The organism is Streptomyces sp. NBC_00286, from assembly GCF_036173125.1.
Classification (GTDB): domain Bacteria; phylum Actinomycetota; class Actinomycetes; order Streptomycetales; family Streptomycetaceae; genus Streptomyces.
The window spans coordinates 2,656,545-2,678,421 of record NZ_CP108054.1 but is presented as its reverse complement, the minus strand read 5'-3'; the positions used below and the strand labels follow the sequence as shown (position 1 = coordinate 2,678,421).

Here is a 21,877-nt window from a genome sequence, read left to right as displayed (position 1 = left end):
AGCACCTGGCCGCCAAGCCTTGCTTGGTGGTCCAGAGCCATTACGTCGGCGTATGTCCGACGGTGGTCAGCTCATGGGTGGAACGTTGATTAATCGGCCTGGTCACGGGTCGGAGGCTGCCAGTACTGCTCTTCGGAGCGTGGAACGCATGATCTTCGGACGGGACCTGGTCGGGCACGCTGTTGGGTGTCTGAGGGCACGGGTGATGAGCCTGGTGTCTTCGGTGCCGGCCCCAGTGAACTCGCCGAGTGCGGCGGGGTGGTGGGTGGTTGGTCGTTGTTTGAGAACTGCACAGTGGACGCGAGCATCTGTGGCCAAGTTTTTAAGGGCGCACGGTGGATGCCTTGGTACCAGGAACCGATGAAGGACGTGGGAGGCCGCGATAGTCCCCGGGGAGCCGTCAACCAGGCTGTGATCCGGGGGTTTCCGAATGGGGAAACCCGGCAGTCGTCATGGGCTGTCACCCACTGCTGAACACATAGGCGGTGTGGAGGGAACGCGGGGAAGTGAAACATCTCAGTACCCGCAGGAAGAGAAAACAACCGTGATTCCGGGAGTAGTGGCGAGCGAAACCGGATGAGGCTAAACCGTATACGTGTGAGACCCGGCAGGGGTTGCGTGTACGGGGTTGTGGGATCTCTCTTGACCAATCTGCCGGTTGGTCGGCGAGTCAGAAACCGTATGGATAGGCGAAGGACATGCGAAAGGTCCGGCGTAGAGGGTAAGACCCCCGTAGTCGAAATCTGTACGGCTCGTTGGAGAGACACCCAAGTAGCACGGGGCCCGAGAAATCCCGTGTGAATCTGGCGGGACCACCCGCTAAGCCTAAATATTCCCTGGTGACCGATAGCGGATAGTACCGTGAGGGAATGGTGAAAAGTACCCCGGGAGGGGAGTGAAATAGTACCTGAAACCGTGTGCCTACAAGCCGTGGGAGCGTCGGAATGAAGACTTGTTCTTCATTCTCGTGACTGCGTGCCTTTTGAAGAATGAGCCTGCGAGTTTGCGGTGTGTTGCGAGGTTAACCCGTGTGGGGGAGCCGTAGCGAAAGCGAGTCCGAACAGGGCGATTCAGTAGCGCGCTCAAGACCCGAAGCGGAGTGATCTAGCCATGGGCAGGCTGAAGCGCGGGTAAGACCGTGTGGAGGGCCGAACCCACCAGGGTTGAAAACCTGGGGGATGACCTGTGGTTAGGGGTGAAAGGCCAATCAAACTCCGTGATAGCTGGTTCTCCCCGAAATGCATTTAGGTGCAGCGTCGTGTGTTTCTTGCCGGAGGTAGAGCACTGGATAGGCGATGGGCCCTACCGGGTTACTGACCTTAGCCAAACTCCGAATGCCGGTAAGTGAGAGCGCGGCAGTGAGACTGTGGGGGATAAGCTCCATGGTCGAGAGGGAAACAGCCCAGAGCATCGACTAAGGCCCCTAAGCGTACGCTAAGTGGGAAAGGATGTGGAGTCGCAGAGACAACCAGGAGGTTGGCTTAGAAGCAGCCATCCTTGAAAGAGTGCGTAATAGCTCACTGGTCAAGTGATTCCGCGCCGACAATGTAGCGGGGCTCAAGCGTACCGCCGAAGTCGTGTCATTGCAGCATGAGGGCCAACGCCCGCTGTGATGGGTAGGGGAGCGTCGTGTGCCGGGTGAAGCAGCCGCGGAAGCGAGTTGTGGACGGTTCACGAGTGAGAATGCAGGCATGAGTAGCGATTCACACGTGGGAAGCGTGTGCGCCGATTGACTAAGGGTTCCTGGGTCAAGCTGATCTGCCCAGGGTAAGTCGGGACCTAAGGCGAGGCCGACAGGCGTAGTCGATGGAGAACCGGTTGATATTCCGGTACCCGCTGTGAAGCGTCAAACATCGAATCCAGTGATGCTAAGCCCGTGAAGCCGCCCTGATCTCTTCGGAGTTGAGGGGAGTGGTGGAGCCGGTGACCCGATCTGGTAGTAGGTGAGTGATGGGGTGACGCAGGAAGGTAGTCCAGCCCGGGCGGTGGTTGTCCCGGGGTAAGGGTGTAGCCCGAACGATAGGCAAATCCGTCGTTCACCAAGGGTGAGACCTGATGCCGAGCCGATTGTGGTGAAGTGGATGATCCTATGCTGTCGAGAAAAGCCTCTAGCGAGTTTTATGGCGGCCCGTACCCTAAACCGACTCAGGTGGTCAGGTAGAGAATACCGAGGCGTTCGGGTGAACTATGGTTAAGGAACTCGGCAAAATGCCCCCGTAACTTCGGGAGAAGGGGGGCCATTCTTGGTGATCCGTTTTACACGGTGAGCTGGGGGTGGCCGCAGAGACCAGCGAGAAGCGACTGTTTACTAAAAACACAGGTCCGTGCGAAGCCGTAAGGCGAGGTATACGGACTGACGCCTGCCCGGTGCTGGAACGTTAAGGGGACCGGTTAGTCTAGTTTCGGCTAGGCGAAGCTGAGAACTTAAGCGCCAGTAAACGGCGGTGGTAACTATAACCATCCTAAGGTAGCGAAATTCCTTGTCGGGTAAGTTCCGACCTGCACGAATGGCGTAACGACTTCTCGACTGTCTCAACCATAGGCCCGGTGAAATTGCACTACGAGTAAAGATGCTCGTTTCGCGCAGCAGGACGGAAAGACCCCGGGACCTTTACTACAGTTTGATATTGGTGTTCGGTTCGGCTTGTGTAGGATAGCTGGGAGACTGTGAACTTCGCACGCCAGTGCGGGGGGAGTCGTCGTTGAAATACCAGTCTGGTCGTGCTGGATGTCTAACCCGGGTCCGTGATCCGGATCGGGGACAGTGTCTGATGGGTAGTTTAACTGGGGCGGTTGCCTCCTAAAGAGTAACGGAGGCGCCCAAAGGTTCCCTCAGCCTGGTTGGCAATCAGGTGGTGAGTGTAAGTGCACAAGGGAGCTTGACTGTGAGACCGACGGGTCGAGCAGGGACGAAAGTCGGGACTAGTGATCCGGCGGTGGCTTGTGGAAGCGCCGTCGCTCAACGGATAAAAGGTACCCCGGGGATAACAGGCTGATCTTCCCCAAGAGTCCATATCGACGGGATGGTTTGGCACCTCGATGTCGGCTCGTCGCATCCTGGGGCTGGAGTCGGTCCCAAGGGTTGGGCTGTTCGCCCATTAAAGCGGTACGCGAGCTGGGTTTAGAACGTCGTGAGACAGTTCGGTCCCTATCCGCTGTGCGCGTAGGAGTCTTGAGAAGGGCTGTCCCTAGTACGAGAGGACCGGGACGGACGAACCTCTGGTGTGCCAGTTGTTCTGCCAAGGGCATGGCTGGTTGGCTACGTTCGGGAGGGATAACCGCTGAAAGCATCTAAGCGGGAAGCCTGCTTCGAGATGAGGACTCCCACCCCCGTTGAGGGGTTAAGGCTCCCAGGAGACTACTGGGTTGATAGGCCAGATCTGGAAGGCGGGTAACCGCTGGAGGTGACTGGTACTAATAGGCCGAGGGCTTGTCCTCAGCTGCTCGCGTCCACTGTGTTGGTTCTGAAACCACGAACAACCCCTGTCCTGGGCCACAGGACGGTTGCCGGTTGAGTGTTTCACAGTGTTTCGGTGGTCATAGCGTGAGGGAAACGCCCGGTTACATTCCGAACCCGGAAGCTAAGCCTTACAGCGCCGATGGTACTGCAGGGGGGACCCTGTGGGAGAGTAGGACACCGCCGAACAAATATTGAAAGAGCTGGTTCCCGAACTTCGGTTTGGGGACCAGCTCTTTTTTGTTGTGCGTCACTTCGTGTTCACGTTGTGAGATAAGCATCCCGAGTATGGGGACTGTGGGAATGCTCAGGGCCGCGGGCGTCGGACTTGGTGACGAGGTCATCGTGCCGGCGTTCGGGAACGTCGAGGTCGCCGAGGCCGTGAGCCTGACCGGTGCGATGCCGGTGTTCGCCGATATCGACCCGGCCACGTACTGCCTCGATGCCGCAGCCGTCGATGCCGTCGTCGGACCGCGGACGGTGGCTGTCGTCGCCGTACACCGCTTCGGTCGGTCTGCTGATCTCGCGGGGCTGCGGCGGACTGGGCAGCGGCACGGTCTCCTGGTGCTGGAGCAGAGCGAGTCGAAGGCGCCGTACGACGAGGTCGGGCAGCGTAGGGCTCATGCCGCGTATCTGGACAGGCGGTTGAGCGGGGTGCGGACGCCTGAGGGCGGCATGGGGCACACGTATCAGCAGTACGTCGTGCGGGTGCCGGGCAATGGGCGGCCGGACCGGGACGCCTTCGCACGGGCCGTGCGGGCCAGGGGAGTTGAGTGCTGGGTGCCGGTGAAGACTCCTGTGCACCGCATGCCGGGGTTCCGGCGGGACGTGTATCTGCCGGAGACCGAGCGCGCCTCCGACGAGACGCTGGCGCTGCCAGTGCACGCTGCTTTGACGAAGCGTGAGATGCATCGGATCGTGTCGGCTTGCAATGCGCTCGGTGGGTTGTTGCAACCTGCTTTCTAGCCGAGCAGGGGGTCGAACACGGTTGGGAGCACTCTCCTGTTCGGGGTATGATCTATGCCGTCGCCGCGCGGAAAATCCCAACGAGCGACAGGCCCCTATAGCTCAGTCGGTAGAGCGTCTCCATGGTAAGGAGAAGGTCAACGGTTCGATTCCGTTTGGGGGCTCTGATGGCAAAGGCCTCCGTCCGATTCGGGCGGAGGCCTTTTTCGTATGCCAGGACTTGATCAGTCCTTGTGGAGGCCTGGAACGCGCATGGCCAGGATGGCCATGTCGTCTGACGGGGCGTCGGAGGCGAAGCGTTCTACTGCGCGCATGATGCGGGCGGCGACCGCGCCGGCGGTCAGGCCCGTGCATGTGGTGAGGACGTCCGTGAGGCCGTCGTCGCCCAACATGCGGGTGCCTTCGCGTCGTTCGGTGACGCCGTCCGTCACGCACAGGAGGACGTCGCCGGGATCGAGCGTCACCGTCTGCTCGTACAGTTCGAGATCGTCCATGACGCCGAGGAGGGGCTGTGGTTCGGCGGCCGGTTCGACTGTGCCGTCCTGGCGCAGGCGCAGGGGGAGTGGATGGCCGGCGCAGACGATCTTCAGTAGGGCGCTGCCGTCGTCCTGGGGCCACAACTCGCCGTACAGCAGCGTCAGGAAGCGGCTGCGGGCTCCCTCGTCGAGGATCGCGGAGTTGAGGCGCTCCAGGACGGCCGGGCCACCGAAGCCCTCGCGGGCGAGGAGGCGGAGGGCATGGCGGGCCAGGCCTGTGACCGCGGCCGCCTCCGGGCCCGTACCGCAGACATCGCCGATGGCGAAGCCGTACGCGCCGTCGCGGATCGGGAAGACGTCGTAGAAGTCGCCGCCGACTTCGTTGCCCTCGCCTGCCGCGCGGTAGATGACCTCGACCTCCACGCCCTCGATGACCGGGAGTTCGGGCGGCAGGAGGCTGCGCTGGAGGGACTGGCTGATGGCCATGCGCTCGGAGTACAGGCGGGAGTTGTCCAGGGCCAGGGCGGCCCGTCGGGAGAGGTCCTCGGCGAGTTCCAGGATCTCCTGGCGGAAGTGTTCGTCCGTCGGCTTGCCGAGCGTCAGCATGCCGATGACGCGGTTGCGGGCCACCAGGGGGAGTACGACCGTCTCGCCGCCGACCGCCGAGGCCGTGGCGAGGGTCGTGCCGATGCCGGAGCTGACCGTCGCGGGCTCGCCGCGGCCCAGGCTGCGCATGGAGGTGCGCAGGGCCGCCTCGTGGGCTGCCTCGGCCGGGGCCGACCAGACGCGGGCGCCGGGGGTCGGGACCGGGTCCGGTGGGGCGATCTTGGAGAGGAGGGCCTTGAGGCCGTCGATGCGCTCCTCGTCCTCATGCAGGACGTACGAGAGATACGGGTCCGAGGCCTGGTCGGCAATCGTGTAGACGGCACACCAGGTGGCCAGGGTCGGGACCGTCATCTGTGCCATGAGGGCCAGCGTCTGATCGCGGTCCAGGGTGCCCGCGAGGAGGTCGGAGGCCTCTACGAGGAAGGACAGCGAGCCCCGGCGCAGACGCTCCAGCTCGCCCAGTCGGGCCGATTCGACGGCGAGCGCGATGCGGTCGGCGGCGAACTGGAGGCGCAGGGCCTCTTCGTTCGAATACCGCGCGGGGGACTCGGCCGCGACGCCGAGCGAGCCTGTGAGGCGGCCCTCGACCTTCAGCGGGACCGTGACGACCGAGCGCATGCCCGTGCCGCTCAGCAGCGGTACGGCGCCAGGAACGGCCGTGAGGTCGTCGTGGACGGCCGGCATCCTGGCCGAGCCGTACCGGCCGGGGCCCGCCTCCACGGGGACGCGAGCGAAGCGCTGGCGGGCGGAGGGGAGCCCGGTGGAGGCGCGTACCTCCAGCTCGGTCTCGTCGTCGGTGGCCAGGAGGAGGAAGGCGGAGTCGCCGTCGAGCATGTCTCGGGCGCGCTCAACGGTGCGCTGGAGGAGGCCGTCGAGGTCGTCCGGGGCCGGGGAGCCGATGAACACCTCGAAGGGGTCGGTTGCCTGGCCGCCTTCGGAGAGTGTCGCCGAGTCGGCGGAGGGTACGCGCAGGGGAGTCTGAAGGACGGCGCGCTCGTGATCCCGTACGAGGAGGCAGACCGTGGAGGGTTCGCCGCCGGTGTCGCGGACGCGCAGATGCGAGGCGTACACGGGTGTCACGCGGCCGTTGGCGTCGCGGATGCCGTAGCTGCCCTCCCAGCGCGAGAGCTGGAGGGCCTCGGCGATGCCGGTGCTGGTGCCGGGGGTGTGCGGCCAGGCCGCGAGGTCGGTGAGCGGCTTGCCGATGACCTGCTCGGCTGCGTACCCGAAGAGTTCCTCCGCGTCTTCGCTCCAGGCGGAGATGGCGCCGGTGCGGTCGATCTGGACGACGGCGACGCGTACGCGGCCGTCGGCGAGGGGCAGGAGGTCGGCCGGGAGGGCGGGGCCGGCGGCGCGGGTGCCCACGGGGCGGTCCGGGAGGTCGAGTTGGAACCAGACCTGCTTGTGGGTGGGCGTGTACTCGACTCCCCAGCCGGCGGCCAGGGCGGCGCACAATTGGAGGCCGCGGCCGCCCTCGCGGTCGGGGCTGCCCATGTTGACGGCCGTCGCCTGGAGTGGAATCTCCCGCTCCGGGTAGCGGTCCGCTACTTCGATGCGTACGCCGTCCTCGGTGCGCAGGCACAGGACATCGGCGGACGTGCCCGCATGTACGACGGCGTTGGTGACGAGCTCGCTGGTGAGGACCACGGCGTCGTCGACGATGTCACCGAAACCCCAGCCCTGGAGGGTGTCACGGACAAAGGACCGAGCGGTTGCGACGGACCGTCCGACGGGGTCGAAGCTGGCGGCCGCGCGAGCGGTGATCACAGCACTCCTTGTCCGGGTCTCTTCGGGCAGGGCCTCATGGCCGACTCGCCCCTGCCGCGGCAGTTGGCCGTTGCCTGTCTGTCCGGGATCCTGTGGCTGTCCCCCAGGATGCACTCCGGTGGTCATGGTGAGGCCGCCCCTCCGATGCCTGCCCGCTCGTGCTCGTGCCACCGCCCAGGCCGGTCGGACCGGCGTGGCTGGACAGCCGCATGCAAGGTTACTTACCTTCGCCGTCCATGCGGATGCCGGTCACCACAGTGTTTCCGTCCGGGAGGGTGTGTGCGGACCATGTGCGAAGCTGCCGAACTGTTATGGCCTGGTTCAGGCACGGTGAAACACTGGGCAAGCTTCAAGAGATGGTGCAAACACGCAGTGCACTACCCGAACACGCCGAGCAGTAGTGGTCGACCCTTGCGGGAGGGACACAGTGGAGTCTGGCGCAGCGACGCGGGGCAACAAAGCGCGCGCGAAAGGCGGACAGTCCCTGAGTAACCAGCGCAAACCGCGCAACGGAACCACCGAGGTGGACACCGCTGCGCTGAACAGACTGCTCGCGGCTCTGGAGTCGATGCGGGACGGGAACTTCCGTAAGCGGCTGACCGTGTCCGGCGACGGCGTTATGTCCGAAATTGCGGCGGTTTTCAATGAGGTGGCCGACCGTAATCTGCATCTGACGGGCGAACTGTCGCGCGTACGGCGCATGGTCGGCCGGGAGGGAAAGCTCACGGAGCGCCTGGAGACGGGCGTCTGCGAGGGTTCCTGGGCCTCGGCGATCGACGCGTCCAACGCGCTGGTCGACGACCTCGTGCGCCCCGTCTCCGAGGTCGGCCGGGTGCTGTCCGCGGTGGCCGACGGTGATCTGTCGCCGCGTATGGAACTGCGGACGCAGGCTCCGGACGGCAGTGGGCATCCGCTGCGCGGGGAGTTCCTGAAGGTCGGACGTACGGTCAACAACCTGGTCGACCAGCTGTCCATCTTCACCGACGAGGTCACGCGTGTGGCCAGTGAGGTCGGCACGGAGGGCAAGCTGGGCGGGCAGGCCAAGGTGCGCGGGATGTCCGGTTCGTGGAAGGACCTCACGGATTCGGTCAACACGATGGCGTACCGGCTGACGGCTCAGGTGCGTGACATCGCGCTGGTGACGACGGCGGTCGCCAAGGGGGACTTGTCCCGGAAGGTCACGGTTCATGTGGCCGGCGAGATGCTGGAGCTCAAGAACACCGTCAACACGATGGTGGACCAGCTGTCCTCGTTCTCCTCCGAGGTGACGCGAGTCGCGCGCGAGGTCGGCACGGAGGGCGAGCTCGGCGGGCAGGCGCAGGTGCCCGGTGTGGCCGGTGTGTGGAAGGACCTCACCGATTCGGTGAATCTGATGGCCGGCAATCTGACGGCTCAGGTCCGCGGGATCGCGCAGGTGACGACGGCGGTTGCCAACGGTGACCTGTCGCAGAAGGTGACGGTTTCGGCGCGCGGTGAGATGGCGCAGCTCGCCGAGACGATCAACCAGATGACCGAGACGCTGCGTACGTTCGCGGATGAGGTGACCCGGGTCGCCAACGAGGTCGGCGGCGAGGGCCGGCTCGGAGGTCAGGCGAATGTGCCGGGTGCGGCGGGAACGTGGAAGGACCTCACCGACTCGGTGAACACGGTCTTCCGGAATCTCACCACTCAGGTGCGGGACATCGCCGCGGTGACGACGGCGGTGGCCAACGGTGACCTGTCGCAGAAGGTCAGCGTCGAGGTCGCCGGCGAGATGCTGGAGCTGAAGAACACCGTCAACACGATGGTCGACCAGTTGTCGTCCTTCGGTGCCGAAGTGACGCGAGTGGCGCGGGAGATCGGCGTCGAGGGTGAGCTGGGCGGTCAGGCGGCGGTGCCGGGCGCGGCCGGTACGTGGAAGGACCTGACGGACTCCGTCAACACGGCGTTCCGGAATCTCACCGGACAGGTGAGGAACATTGCGCAGGTCACGACGGCGGTGGCCAACGGCGACCTGTCGCAGAAGGTCACGGTGGACGTCTCCGGCGAGATGCTCCAGCTGAAGAACACCGTGAACACGATGGTGGATCAGCTCTCCGCGTTCGGCGCCGAGGTCACGCGTGTGGCCCGGGACGTGGGCACCGAGGGCCGGCTGGGCGGCCAGGCCCGCGTGGACGGCGTCTCCGGCACGTGGAAGGAACTCACGGACTCCGTCAACTTCATGGCGGGCAACCTCACCTCGCAGGTGAGGCAGATCGCCCAGGTGACGACGGCGGTGGCGCGCGGTGACCTGTCGCAGAAGATCGATGTGGACGCGCGCGGGGAGATCCTGGAGCTGAAGAACACCCTCAACACGATGGTGGACCAGCTCTCCGCGTTCGCCGACCAGGTGACCCGGGTGGCCCGCGAGGTGGGCACGGAGGGCCGGCTGGGCGGTCAGGCCCAGGTGCCCGGTGTCGCCGGCGTGTGGCGCGACCTCACCGACTCCGTGAACGGCATGGCCGGGAACCTCACCGCCCAGGTCCGCAATATCGCGCAGGTCGCGACGGCGGTGGCGCGCGGTGACCTGTCGCAGAAGATCGATGTGGACGCGCGCGGGGAGATCCTGGAGCTGAAGAACACCCTCAACACGATGGTGGACCAGCTCTCGAACTTCGCCGAGCAGGTGACGCGAGTGGCCCGTGAGGTGGGTACGGAGGGCATCCTCGGCGGTCAGGCCGAGGTGCAAGGCGTCTCCGGTACCTGGAAGGACCTCACGCAGTCCGTCAACTTCATGGCGAACAACCTCACCATTCAGGTGCGGAACATCGCCGAGGTCACCACGGCGGTCGCCAACGGCGACCTCTCCAAGAAGATCACCGTCGACGCGAAGGGCGAGATCCTCGCCCTGGTCACCACCGTCAACACGATGGTGGACCAGCTGTCCAACTTCGCCGAGCAGGTGACCCGGGTGGCCCGCGAGGTGGGCACGGACGGCAATCTCGGCGGACAGGCGCGGGTGCCGGGCGTCACGGGCATCTGGAAGGACCTGAGCGACAACGTCAACGTGATGGCGGCCAACCTCACCAACCAGGTGCGGAACATCTCGCAGGTCGCGACGGCGGTGGCCAACGGCGACCTCACCAAGAAGGTCACCGTCGAGGCGAGCGGCGAGGTCGCTCAGCTCGCGGACACCGTGAACACGATGGTGCGGACGCTCAGTTCGTTCGCCGACCAGGTGACCCGGGTGGCCCGCGAGGTGGGCACGGACGGCATCCTCGGCGGCCAGGCGCACGTCCCGGGGGTCGCCGGTACATGGAAGGACCTCACCGAGTCCGTGAACGGCATGGCGTCCAACCTGACCGGCCAGGTGCGCAACATCGCGATGGTCACCACGGCCATCGCCAAGGGCGACCTGACCAAGAAGATCGACATCGACGCGCGCGGCGAGATCCTGGAGCTCAAGACCACCATCAACACGATGGTCGACCAGCTCTCGTCCTTCGCCGAAGAAGTCACCCGCGTCGCCCGCGAGGTGGGCACCGAGGGGCAGTTGGGCGGCCAGGCGCGCGTACGCGACGTCGACGGCACCTGGCGCGACCTGACCGAGTCGGTGAACGAGATGGCCGGGAACCTGACCCGGCAGGTACGAGCCATCGCGCGCGTGGCGACCGCGGTGACCCGTGGTGACCTCAACCTGAAGATCGACGTGGACGCCTCCGGCGAGATCCAGGAACTTCAGGACTACATCAACAAGATGATCGCCAACCTCCGCGACACCACCATCGCCAACGAGGAACAGGACTGGCTGAAGGGCAACCTGGCCCGTATCTCCGGTCTGATGCAGGGCCGCCGCGACCTCGCCGACGTGGCCTCGCTCATCATGAGCGAGCTGACTCCGGTGGTCTCGGCGCAGCACGGCGCGTTCTTCCTGGCGATGCCCCTGGACGACGGCAAGGACGTGGGCGCCGCGGGCGACGACTCGTACGAACTGCGCATGCTCGGGCACTACGGCTACTCCATGGGGTCCATGCCGACGTCCTTCCGGCCCGGAGAGACGCTGATCGGGACGGCCGCCAAGGAGAGGCGGACGATCCTCGTCGACAATGTGCCGCCGGGGTACCTGAAGATCGCCTCCGGGCTCGGTGAGGCGCCTCCGGCGCATGTCATCGTGCTGCCGGTGCTCTTCGAGGGGACCGTTCTGGGAGTGATCGAGTTGGCGTCGTTCCAGCCGTTCACACAGATCCAGAAGGACTTCCTCAACCAGATCGCCGAGATGATCGCGACGAGCGTCAACACGATCGCCGTCAACACCAAGACCGAGGTGCTGCTCAAACAGTCGCAGGAGCTGACCGAGCAACTGCGGGAGCGGTCGGCCGAGTTGGAGAACCGGCAGAAGGCCCTCCAGGCGTCCAACGCCGAACTGGAGGAGAAGGCCGAGCTGCTGGCGCGGCAGAACCGAGACATCGAGGTCAAGAACACCGAGATCGAGGAGGCGCGGCAGGTCCTGGAGGAGCGCGCCGAGCAACTCGCGGTCTCCATGCGCTACAAGAGCGAGTTCCTCGCCAACATGTCGCATGAGCTGCGTACGCCGCTCAACTCGCTGCTCATCCTCGCCAAGCTGCTCGCGGACAACGCGGACTCCAACCTCACCCCGAAGCAGGTCGAGTTCGCCGAGACGATCCACGGAGCCGGTTCCGACCTGCTCCAGTTGATCAACGACATCCTCGACCTGTCCAAGGTCGAGGCGGGCAAGATGGACGTATCGCCGACGCGCATCGCGCTGGTCCAACTCGTCGACTACGTAGAGGCCACTTTCCGTCCGCTGACGGCAGAGAAGGGCCTCGATTTCTCCGTACGGGTCTCTCCGGAACTGCCCGCCACGCTGCACACGGACGAGCAGCGGCTCCTCCAGGTGCTGCGCAACCTGCTCTCCAACGCGGTGAAGTTCACCGACTCCGGAGCGGTCGAACTCGTCATCCGGCCGGCCGGAGCGGACGTGCCGGTCGCCATCCGGGAGCAGCTCCTGGAGGCGGGCTCGCTACGGGACGCGGACGCCGATCTGATCGCGTTCTCCGTGACCGACACCGGCATCGGCATCGCGGCAAGCAAAATGCGGGTGATCTTCGAGGCGTTCAAGCAGGCGGACGGCACGACGAGCAGGAAGTACGGCGGTACGGGACTGGGGCTGTCCATCTCGCGGGAGATCGCACGGCTGCTGGGCGGTGAGATCCATGCCCAGAGCGAGCCGGGACGGGGCTCCACGTTCACGCTGTATTTGCCGCTGCACGCGAGCGAACTGCCGCCCCAGGGCTACCCGCAGCTCGCGGCACCGGCGATGGACAACGGAGCGCTCGCGCTGCCCCCAGGGGCCGATGACGGGGCACCTGTGGAGACGCCCGCCGAGGTCAAGTCGTACCAGGAGACTCAGAACGGGGCGGCCGCGCTCTTCAGGCGGCGCCGCAGGTCGGTGCCCTCTGCCGGGCAGCGGCAGGCGCTGTCGGGGCAGCAGGGTCAGGCCCAGGAGCCCTGGGCCACGCGCGATGAGGAGACGTCCGGCCGGACGAGGGACGTCTTCCACTTCGAGGGCGAGAAGGTGCTGATCGTCGACGACGACATCCGCAACGTGTTCGCGCTCACCAGCGTCCTGGAGCAGCACGGACTGTCGGTTCTGTACGCCGAGAACGGCCGCGAGGGCATCGAGGTCCTGGAGCAGCACGACGACCTCACGGTCGTCTTGATGGACATCATGATGCCCGAGATGGACGGGTACGCGACCACGACGGCGATCCGTCGGATGCCCCAGTTCGCCGGCCTGCCGATCATCGCTCTCACGGCGAAGGCGATGAAGGGTGACCGCGAGAAGGCGATCGAGTCGGGGGCTTCCGACTATGTGACGAAGCCGGTCGATCCCGATCATCTGCTCGAGGTGATGGACCGGTGGATGCGCCAGCGATGACCGGATCGGGTCCCCGCTGTTCACGTGCACAGCGAACATGGGGGACCAGGGCACGCGGACCTGCTGACTGACCGTGCCCGAACCTGTGTAGAAACCCGGGAATCGGGGAACCTTCTGGTCTCCTGCCGCGTTTCTGCTACGTGCACAGTGACATCGCGGTGACAGGGTGTGGCGACAGGCGGGGTGCGGCTACCATGACCGGCACAAGGACGGGCGGCGTAAGGGAGTCGTCCCCTGGGGCGGCGCCCGGTGCACTGCCGGGGCGAGGAGGACGGGCCATGGTGCAGAAGGCCAAGATCCTCCTGGTCGATGACCGGCCGGAGAATCTGCTGGCGCTGGAGGCCATCCTCTCTGCGCTCGATCAGACACTGGTTCGGGCATCGTCCGGGGAGGAAGCGCTCAAAGCACTGCTCACGGACGATTTCGCGGTCATTCTGCTGGATGTCCAGATGCCGGGCATGGACGGTTTCGAGACCGCTGCGCACATCAAGCGGCGGGAGAGGACCCGGGACATCCCGATCATCTTCCTCACCGCCATTAACCACGGTCCGCACCACACCTTCCGGGGATACGCGGCGGGCGCGGTGGACTACATCTCCAAGCCGTTCGACCCGTGGGTGCTGCGGGCGAAGGTCTCCGTGTTCGTCGAGCTCTACATGAAGAACTGCCAACTCCGGGAGCAGGCAGCTCTGTTGCGGCTCCAGTTGGAGGGCGGTGGCGGCAAGACCGCCGAGGCCAAGGAACCGGCCGGACTGCTCGCCGAACTCTCCGCGCGGCTCGCGGCCGTGGAGGAGCAGGCCGAGGCGCTGTCCAAGCAGCTCGACGACGACTCGGCGGATGCGGCGGCGGTAGCGACCGCGGCGCATCTGGAGCGCAAGCTCACGGGACTGCGCAGGGCGCTGGACGCGCTGGAACCGGGCTCGGGGAACGGCGCGGCTTCGCTCCCTTCGCAGAACTGAGTTTGCACAACGCCGGCGATCCGGTACGGCGGTTGAGGCCCCGTCAACTTGACGCCGCGCTGGGGTGCGACACGAATGGGTGAAGCGCAAGGCACACGTGTCCACAGTGGTCTGCCCCGGTAACCTCACCCTCATGGCCTCACGTCAGCCCGCAGCCAAGAAGTCGACCGCGAAGAAAGCGGCCGCTCCGAAGAAGGCTGCGGCGAAGAAGGCCCCAGCGAAGAAAGCCCCGGCCAAGAAGGCTCCCGCGAAGAAGGCCGCGGCCAAGAAGGCGCCGCCCAAGCCGGCGCCCAATCCCACCGGGGGCGTGTTCAGGCTCGTACGCGCCCTCTGGCTCGGTGTCGCACACGCCGTCGGTGCCGTGTTCCGAAGCGTAGGGCGGGGCGCGAAGGGGCTCGACCCGGCGCATCGAAAGGACGGACTCGCCCTGCTGCTGCTCGGCCTCGCCCTGATCGTGGCCGCGGGCACCTGGTCCAACCTCCGCGGCCCCGTCGGCGACCTCGTCGAGCTGCTGGTGACCGGCGCCTTCGGCCGCCTTGACCTGCTCGTGCCGCTCCTGCTCGCGGTGATCGCCGTACGGCTCATCCGGCACCCCGAGAAGCCCGAGGCAAACGGACGTATCGTCATCGGCCTGTCCGCGCTCGTCATCGGCGTGCTCGGCCAGGTCCACATCGCCTGCGGGGCGCCCGCGCGCAGCGACGGCATGCAGGCGATACGGGACGCCGGCGGGCTCATCGGCTGGGGCGCGGCGACGCCGCTGACGTACGCGATGGGCCAGGTCTTGGCCGTACCGCTCCTCGTGCTGCTGACCGTCTTCGGGCTGCTGGTCGTCACGGCGACGCCCGTGAACGCCATTCCGCAGCGGCTGCGGCTGCTCGGCATCAAGCTCGGCCTCGTACAGCCGAAGGCGGCCGAGGACGAGGTCAGCGAAGACGACGAGCGCTACGACGACCAGTGGCGCGAGGCTCTGCCCGCGCGCTCCCGAAAGCGCCGCTCCGCCCCCCGGACGTCCGAGGAGTACGACCCGGACAGCGCCGAGCAGGAGGCGCTCTCCAAGCGCCGCAGTCGCTCCAGGCGGCCCGCAGCACAGCAGCCTGCCGCTGACCGGCAGAGGGACGCGGTGGACGTGGCCGCGGCGGCCGCAGCGGCGCTCGACGGTGCTGTGATGCACGGGATGCCGCCCTCGGCGCTCGTGGCCGATCTGACGCAGGGCGTCGGGGCGGACCGCGGGGACCGCGAGGACACGGGTGGTGGGTACCAGGAGACAACGCCGGTGCCGGCAGCGCGCAGCAAGGGCGGCAAGCCCAAGCAGGAGATGCTGAAGGCCGAGGTCGCCGACCTCACCAAGGCGCCCCCCGCGGAGCCGCGCGAACTCCCGCCGCGCGCCGAACAGTTGCAGCTCTCCGGCGACATCACCTATTCACTGCCGTCGCTCGACCTCCTGGAGCGCGGCGGCCCGGGCAAGGCGCGCAGCGCCGCCAACGACGCCATCGTCGAGTCGCTCACCACGGTCTTCACCGAGTTCAAGGTCGACGCCTCCGTCACCGGCTTCACGCGCGGCCCGACGGTCACGCGGTACGAGGTCGAGCTCGGCCCCGCCGTGAAGGTCGAGCGCATCACCGCGCTCACCAAGAACATCGCGTACGCCGTCGCCAGCCCGGATGTGCGGATCATCAGCCCGATCCCCGGCAAGTCGGCGGTCGGCATCGAGATCCCCAACACCGACCGCGAGATGGTCAACCTGGGCGACGTACTGCGGCTGGCCGACGCGGCCGAGGACGACCATCCGATGCTCGTCGCGCTCGGCAAGGACGTCGAGGGCGGCTATGTGATGGCCAACCTCGCGAAGATGCCGCACGTACTGGTGGCCGGAGCGACCGGTTCCGGTAAGTCTTCGTGCATCAACTGTCTGATCACGTCGATCATGGTCAGGGCGACCCCCGAGGACGTCCGCATGGTGCTCGTCGACCCCAAGCGCGTCGAACTCACCGCGTATGAAGGCATTCCGCACCTGATCACGCCGATCATCACGAACCCGAAGCGGGCCGCCGAGGCGCTGCAGTGGGTCGTACGGGAGATGGATCTGCGTTACGACGACCTCGCGGCCTTCGGCTTCCGGCACATCGACGACTTCAACGAGGCCATCAGGAACGGCAAGGTCAAGCTGCCCGAGGGCAGCGAGCGTGAGCTCCAGCCCTACCCGTACCTCCTGGTCATCGTCGACGAGCTCGCGGACCTGATGATGGTCGCCCCCAGGGACGTCGAAGACGCCATCGTGCGCATCACGCAGCTCGCGCGCGCGGCCGGCATCCATCTCGTCCTCGCCACCCAGCGGCCCTCCGTCGATGTCGTCACCGGTCTGATCAAGGCGAACGTGCCGTCCCGGCTCGCCTTCGCCACCTCCTCGCTCGCCGACAGCCGCGTCATCCTCGACCAGCCCGGCGCCGAGAAGCTGATCGGCAAGGGCGACGGGCTCTTCCTGCCGATGGGGGCCAACAAACCGGTCCGTATGCAGGGCGCCTTCGTGACCGAGGACGAGGTCGCGGCGGTCGTACAGCACTGCAAGGACCAGATGGCGCCGGTCTTCAGGGACGACGTCGTGGTCGGTACCAAGCAGAAGAAGGAGATCGACGAGGACATCGGCGACGACCTCGACCTGCTGTGCCAGGCGGCCGAACTGGTCGTCTCCACGCAGTTCGGATCCACCTCGATGCTCCAGCGCAAACTGCGCGTCGGATTCGCCAAGGCCGGGCGGTTGATGGACCTCATGGAGTCCCGCAACATCGTCGGGCCGAGCGAGGGTTCCAAAGCTCGTGATGTTCTTGTGAAACCTGACGAGCTGGACGGAGTGCTAGCGGTGATCCGTGGGGAGGCTCAACCGTAAGGAATCACCGTCAGGAATCGGTGCGGGCCGGGTCCCTGTGCGAGTGGGTCGACGATGCGCGAACGTGACTCATCCGTAAAGAAGCGGCGAGCAACCGTTTCCCTTCGGCGCACGTCAAGTTGAGGGGAGGGACAGGTACGTGTCCCACCCTCAGGATGTCCGGCCATTCTGATGGCGTACAAAGTCATACCGCCCGGTTGCCCCACCCTTTCGTACCCCCCATAAACTGAACCTCCAGCACAGGTGGCTATACGCTCGAAAGGCGCCCCCGTGTCCATCGGCAACTCCCCTGAGGACAACTTCCCTGAGGACAAGCGTCCCTTCGAAGAAGACGACCGTCCCTCGATCGGCAGCGTGCTGCGACAGGCGCGTATCGACGCGGGGCTGACCGTCGACGATGTCAGTAACGCCACCCGGGTCCGCATCGCCATCGTGCAGGCGATCGAGCAGGACGACTTCGCTGCCTGCGGTGGAGATGTCTATGCTCGCGGTCACATCCGGACCCTGGCGCGCGCTGTGCGCATCGATCCGGATCCGCTGCTCGCGCAGTTCGCGGCCGAGCACGGCGGGCGTCCGGCGCCGACGCCGGCGGCACCGCTGTTCGAGGCGGAACGTATCCGTCCGGAGCGTCAGCGGCCGAACTGGACCGCGGCCATGGTCGCCGCGATCGTCGCCGTGATCGGTTTCGTCGGGTTCACGCTGGTCAACGGCGACGACGGAGCCGATGCGAAGACACAGGTCGCCGAGGGTTCCACGCCCGCCGCCACCAAGTCCCCCGACCGCAAGCCGAACAAGACCGCCGACCCCACGCCCGACCCGTCGGACAGCGCCATCGCGGCCGCGCCGCAGGACAAGGTCACCGTCAAGGTGACCGCCCCCGACGGGCGCAGCTGGATCTCGGCCCACGACCACAACGGCCGACGGCTGTTCGACGGCTTCCTGGAGCAGGGCGACTCCAAGACCTTCCAGGACAAGGAGAAGATCGACCTCGTCCTCGGTGACGCGGGTGCACTCCAGCTGTACGTCAACGGCAAGAAGATCGATGACGAGTTCCGGCCCGGAGGGGTCGAGCGGCTGACGTACACGAAGGGCGATCCCGAGGTCGGCTGAGTCACACGGCATTAAGGGGCAGCTGGGCACCGGGTTTTTCGGGCAGGCGGGCACGGGGTTGGCCAAGAACGGCCAACCCCGTCGACGTGGGCTGTCAGTGGGACGAAGTAGTCTTGAGCGCATGCCTGAACGCCGTACCGTCGCACTCGTCACTCTTGGCTGCGCTCGTAACGAGGTGGACTCGGAGGAGCTCGCAGGCCGCTTGGAGGCGGACGGCTGGCATCTCGTGAAGGACGCCGAGGAAGCCGACGTCGCCGTCGTGAACACGTGCGGCTTCGTCGAAGCCGCCAAGAAGGACTCCGTCGACGCCCTCCTTGAGGCCAACGACCTCAAGGGACACGGCAGAACCCAGGCCGTCGTCGCCGTCGGCTGCATGGCCGAGCGGTACGGCAAGGAGCTCGCCGAGGCCCTTCCCGAGGCCGACGGCGTGCTGGGCTTCGACGACTACGCGGACATCTCCGACCGGCTCCAGACCATCCTGAACGGCGGGATACACGCCGCGCACACCCCGCGGGACCGCCGCAAGCTGTTGCCGATCAGCCCTGCCGAACGGCAGGAGTCCGCCACCGAGGTCGCGCTCCCCGGGCACGGCCCCGTGGACCTCCCGGAGGGGCTCGCTCCCTCTTCAGGCCCCCGTGCACCCCTGCGGCGCCGCCTCGACGGCTCTCCGGTCGCCTCGGTGAAGCTGGCCTCGGGCTGCGACCGGCGCTGCTCCTTCTGCGCCATCCCGTCCTTCCGGGGCTCGTTCATCTCGCGGCGGCCGTCCGACGTCCTGGGCGAGACGCGCTGGCTGGCCGAGCAGGGCGTCAAGGAGATCATGCTGGTCTCCGAGAACAACACCTCGTACGGCAAGGACCTGGGCGACATCCGGCTCCTGGAGACGCTGCTGCCCGAACTCGCCGAGGTCGACGGGATCGAGCGCGTGCGGGTCAGCTATCTACAGCCCGCCGAGATGCGGCCCGGGCTCATCGACGTACTGACCTCGACGCCGAAGATCGCGCCCTACTTCGACCTTTCCTTCCAGCACTCCGCTCCCGGCGTGCTGCGCGCGATGCGGCGCTTCGGGGACACCGACAGGTTCCTGGAACTGCTCGACACGATCCGCACCAGGGCCCCGCAGGCGGGCGTGCGGTCCAACTTCATCGTGGGCTTCCCCGGCGAGAGCGCGGACGATCTGGCCGAGTTGGAGCGGTTCCTGAACGGCGCGCGGCTGGACGCGATCGGCGTCTTCGGGTACTCCGACGAGGAGGGCACGGAAGCGGCGACGTACGAGAACAAGCTGGACGAGGACGTCGTTGCCGAGCGGCTGGCCCGGGTCGCGCGGCTCGCGGAGGAGCTGGTCTCGCAGCGGGCCGAGGAGCGTGTCGGCGAGACCGTGGAGGTGCTGGTCGAGTCGCTCGACGCCGCCGAGGGCGCGTTCGGCCGTGCGGCGCACCAGGCGCCGGAGACCGACGGCCAGGTGCTGTTCACGAGCGGCGAAGGCCTGACGGTCGGCCGTATGGTCGAGGCGAAGGTGGTCGGTACGGAAGGTGTCGACCTGGTGGCCGAGCCCCTCCCGGGCTCGCTCGCAGGTCCTGAGGAGGCTGCCAGATGACGGGAGTCCCGGCATCCGCGGCGGGCGGCCCCGGCGCGCCGGGCACGCGTGGTGCTGCCGCAAGCGCCTCCGGTACGGGCGCTTCCGGTGCTCAGGGCTCGAAGTCGTCCCGCGGCGGGAAGCTGGGCGCCGTGGCCGTCAATCAGGCCAGCGTCTGGAATGTCGCGAACCTCCTGACCATGCTCCGCCTCCTGCTGGTGCCGGGCTTCGTCGCGCTCATGCTCGCCGAGGGCGGCTACGACCCCGTCTGGCGGGCCTGGGCCTGGGCTGCCTTCGCGGTTGCCATGATCACCGACATCTTCGACGGCCACCTTGCGCGGACGTACAACCTCGTCACCGACTTCGGGAAGATCGCCGACCCGATCGCCGACAAAGCGATCATGGGGGCAGCGCTCATCTGTCTGTCCTCGCTCGGCGATCTGCCGTGGTGGGTGACGGGTGTCATCCTCGGCCGGGAACTTGGAATTACGCTGCTGCGTTTCCTGGTTATCCGCTACGGCGTCATTCCCGCGAGCCGCGGCGGCAAGATGAAGACGCTCGCCCAGGGCACGGCGGTCGGGATGTACGTCCTGGCGCTGACGGGGCCATTGGCGACCCTGAGGTTCTGGGTGATGGCTGTGGCGGTCGCCCTGACCGTGGTGACCGGGCTCGACTATGTGAGACAAGCCATTGTGCTGCGACGCCAGGGTCTCGCCGAGCGGAAAGCAGCGGCGAAGGAGGCGGAATGATTGCTGCCCAGGCCGCTGAAGTGCTGAGACTACTGACAGTGAGAGGCGAGACGCTGGCCGTCGCCGAGTCGCTGACGGGTGGTTTGGTGGCAGCGGAGATCACCGCGGCCCCGGGGGCGTCCAAGGCCTTCCGCGGCTCCGTGACCTCGTACGCCACCGATGTGAAGCGGGATGTACTCGGCGTCGACGCCACCCTGCTGGAACAGCGCGGGGCGGTGGATCCGCAGGTCGCGGCCCAGATGGCGGTCGGCGTTCGTAAGGCGCTCGGCGCGGATTGGGGCCTTGCGACGACCGGTGTCGCGGGGCCCGAAACCCAGGACGGGCAGCCGGTCGGCACGGTTTTCATTGCCGTCGACGGGCCTTCCGTGGAGGTCGGCGGCCGTTTTGGTGGCGGGAAAGTGGCGTCGCTGCGGTTGAACGGCGGCCGGACGGAAATCCGTATGGAGAGTGTACGGAGCGTGCTCGGGCTTCTCCTGGCGGAGCTCGAGCAGGAACAGTTGGGAAATGAGCGGGCACAGGATACGGAACAGAACGGGGGGAATTGATGTTTGCAGCCCTGAGTGAACACGACATCGCTCCCCGCACGGCCGCGGCGCAAGGCGGTACGGTGGGGCGAGAAGGATCCGGCTACACGGCCCGAGGAGGGAGCCACCGATGATTCTGCTCCGTCGCCTGCTTGGTGACGTGCTGCGTCGGCAGCGCCAGCGCCAGGGCCGTACTCTGCGCGAAGTCTCCTCGTCCGCCCGAGTCTCACTCGGCTATCTCTCCGAGGTGGAGCGGGGGCAGAAGGAGGCTTCCTCCGAACTGCTCTCCGCGATCTGCGACGCGCTGGACGTACGGATGTCCGAGCTCATGCGAGAAGTGAGCGACGAACTCGCGCTCGCCGAGCTGGCCCAGTCGGCAGCGGTCACCGAGCCTGTGCCCACGCCAGTACGCCCGATGCTCAATTCCGTGTCAGTGACCGGTGTTCCACCGGAACGAGTGACGATCAAGGCGCCGACCGAGGCGGTCGACGTAGTCGCTGCCTGACGGCTGCGGGTCTGTGCTCGGCCGGTCGTGAGAGGCATGAGAGCCGTGAGTCGGCTCACATGAGCTGAGAACCGGCTGAGGACTGTGTGAGGGCCCCGATCGGGGCCTCTCCGGGGAGACCTGGAGGGGTGCGGTCGGGGTTTTTGCGTTGGTGGAGGGCGGCGGCTGGGGGATCTGTACGTTCCGGATGGATGCTGTCGTGGGCATGTGGGCATGTGGGCATGTGGGCATGTGGGCATTCGGTTTCGGTTTCATCACTATTGCTCCGTTTGCCGGGTTGTCCGTGGACGGCGATGGTTGAGGGGCCGGGGCGCTTGAAGCTGAGTCGCGGCGCCTTTGGTGTGTGGGTGCGTTGGGTGCGCCTCGGGGATTGATGCGCCCTGC

At 66.4% G+C, this 21,877-nt stretch carries 10 protein-coding genes, 1 tRNA gene and 2 rRNA genes; 12 read left to right on the top strand and 1 reads right to left on the bottom strand.

From position 1 onward, the window contains the following. Positions 1–312: 312 nt before the first annotated feature. The 4 genes from OHT21_RS12040 to OHT21_RS12025 all read left to right on the top strand — a co-directional run bounded on the left by OHT21_RS12040 (position 313) and on the right by OHT21_RS12025 (position 4,587). Positions 313–3,438: ribosomal RNA gene (locus OHT21_RS12040) — 23S ribosomal RNA — on the top strand. Between the two features lie 91 nt (positions 3,439–3,529). Next, a 5S ribosomal RNA gene (gene rrf, locus OHT21_RS12035) occupies positions 3,530–3,646 on the top strand. Positions 3,647–3,760: 114 nt separating this feature from the next. After that, the gene (locus OHT21_RS12030) at positions 3,761–4,423 is read left to right on the top strand and encodes a DegT/DnrJ/EryC1/StrS family aminotransferase (RefSeq protein WP_328774054.1); all 663 of its coding nucleotides are present in this window, start codon (positions 3,761–3,763) and stop codon (positions 4,421–4,423) included. A gap of 91 nt (positions 4,424–4,514) precedes the next feature. Further along, positions 4,515–4,587 (top strand) — tRNA-Thr (locus OHT21_RS12025). A gap of 60 nt (positions 4,588–4,647) precedes the next feature. Here OHT21_RS12025 and OHT21_RS12020 read toward each other — a convergent pair. After that, positions 4,648–7,398 (bottom strand): SpoIIE family protein phosphatase, encoded by a 2,751-nt coding sequence (locus OHT21_RS12020; RefSeq protein WP_328768258.1) that lies wholly within the window; start codon positions 7,396–7,398, stop codon positions 4,648–4,650. Positions 7,399–7,699: 301 nt separating this feature from the next. On the opposite strand from OHT21_RS12020, the gene OHT21_RS12015 reads away from it, so the two are divergent. From OHT21_RS12015 to OHT21_RS11980, 8 genes are all read left to right on the top strand, one after another. Further along, positions 7,700–13,189: a HAMP domain-containing protein gene (locus OHT21_RS12015; RefSeq protein WP_328768257.1), complete on the top strand. Its 5,490-nt coding sequence runs from the start codon at positions 7,700–7,702 to the stop codon at positions 13,187–13,189. A gap of 278 nt (positions 13,190–13,467) precedes the next feature. After that, positions 13,468–14,148 (top strand): response regulator, encoded by a 681-nt coding sequence (locus OHT21_RS12010; protein WP_328768256.1) that lies wholly within the window; start codon positions 13,468–13,470, stop codon positions 14,146–14,148. 133 nt (positions 14,149–14,281) lie between these two features. After that, positions 14,282–17,032 carry a DNA translocase FtsK gene (locus OHT21_RS12005; protein WP_328768255.1) on the top strand — a complete coding sequence of 917 codons (2,751 nt, stop codon included), beginning with the start codon at positions 14,282–14,284 and terminating at the stop codon, positions 17,030–17,032. Positions 17,033–17,302: 270 nt separating this feature from the next. Further along, on the top strand, positions 17,303–18,142 hold the full coding sequence (locus tag OHT21_RS12000) for a helix-turn-helix domain-containing protein (protein WP_328768254.1): 840 nt from the start codon (positions 17,303–17,305) through the stop codon (positions 18,140–18,142). A 121-nt stretch (positions 18,143–18,263) separates the two neighbouring features. Then, positions 18,264–19,736 carry a 30S ribosomal protein S12 methylthiotransferase RimO gene (gene rimO / locus OHT21_RS11995; RefSeq protein WP_328768253.1) on the top strand — a complete coding sequence of 491 codons (1,473 nt, stop codon included), beginning with the start codon at positions 18,264–18,266 and terminating at the stop codon, positions 19,734–19,736. Beyond that, positions 19,733–20,464 carry a CDP-diacylglycerol--glycerol-3-phosphate 3-phosphatidyltransferase gene (gene pgsA / locus OHT21_RS11990; RefSeq protein WP_328768252.1) on the top strand — a complete coding sequence of 244 codons (732 nt, stop codon included), beginning with the start codon at positions 19,733–19,735 and terminating at the stop codon, positions 20,462–20,464. The genes rimO and pgsA overlap by 4 nt, the downstream gene beginning before the upstream one ends. Continuing rightward, positions 20,461–21,009, top strand: a complete 549-nt coding sequence (locus OHT21_RS11985; protein ID WP_443050349.1) for a CinA family protein — start codon at positions 20,461–20,463, stop codon at positions 21,007–21,009. Before pgsA ends, OHT21_RS11985 begins: the two co-directional genes overlap by 4 nt. Positions 21,010–21,118: 109 nt before the next feature. Beyond that, positions 21,119–21,493 carry a helix-turn-helix domain-containing protein gene (locus OHT21_RS11980; RefSeq protein WP_328768251.1) on the top strand — a complete coding sequence of 125 codons (375 nt, stop codon included), beginning with the start codon at positions 21,119–21,121 and terminating at the stop codon, positions 21,491–21,493. Positions 21,494–21,877 lie beyond the last annotated feature (384 nt).

What these genes read in the sequence shown, in the direction of transcription:
- OHT21_RS12020 (WP_328768258.1), bottom strand. Translation starts at nt 7,398, where the DNA reads ATGACCACCGGAGTGCATCCTGGGGGACAGCCACAGGATCCCGGACAG.
- OHT21_RS12005 (WP_328768255.1), top strand. Translation starts at nt 14,282, where the DNA reads ATGGCCTCACGTCAGCCCGCAGCCAAGAAGTCGACCGCGAAGAAAGCG.
- OHT21_RS12010 (WP_328768256.1), top strand. Translation starts at nt 13,468, where the DNA reads ATGGTGCAGAAGGCCAAGATCCTCCTGGTCGATGACCGGCCGGAGAAT.
- OHT21_RS11985 (WP_443050349.1), top strand. Translation starts at nt 20,461, where the DNA reads ATGATTGCTGCCCAGGCCGCTGAAGTGCTGAGACTACTGACAGTGAGA.
- OHT21_RS11980 (WP_328768251.1), top strand. Translation starts at nt 21,119, where the DNA reads ATGATTCTGCTCCGTCGCCTGCTTGGTGACGTGCTGCGTCGGCAGCGC.
- OHT21_RS12030 (WP_328774054.1), top strand. Translation starts at nt 3,761, where the DNA reads ATGCTCAGGGCCGCGGGCGTCGGACTTGGTGACGAGGTCATCGTGCCG.
- pgsA (WP_328768252.1), top strand. Translation starts at nt 19,733, where the DNA reads ATGACGGGAGTCCCGGCATCCGCGGCGGGCGGCCCCGGCGCGCCGGGC.
- rimO (WP_328768253.1), top strand. Translation starts at nt 18,264, where the DNA reads ATGCCTGAACGCCGTACCGTCGCACTCGTCACTCTTGGCTGCGCTCGT.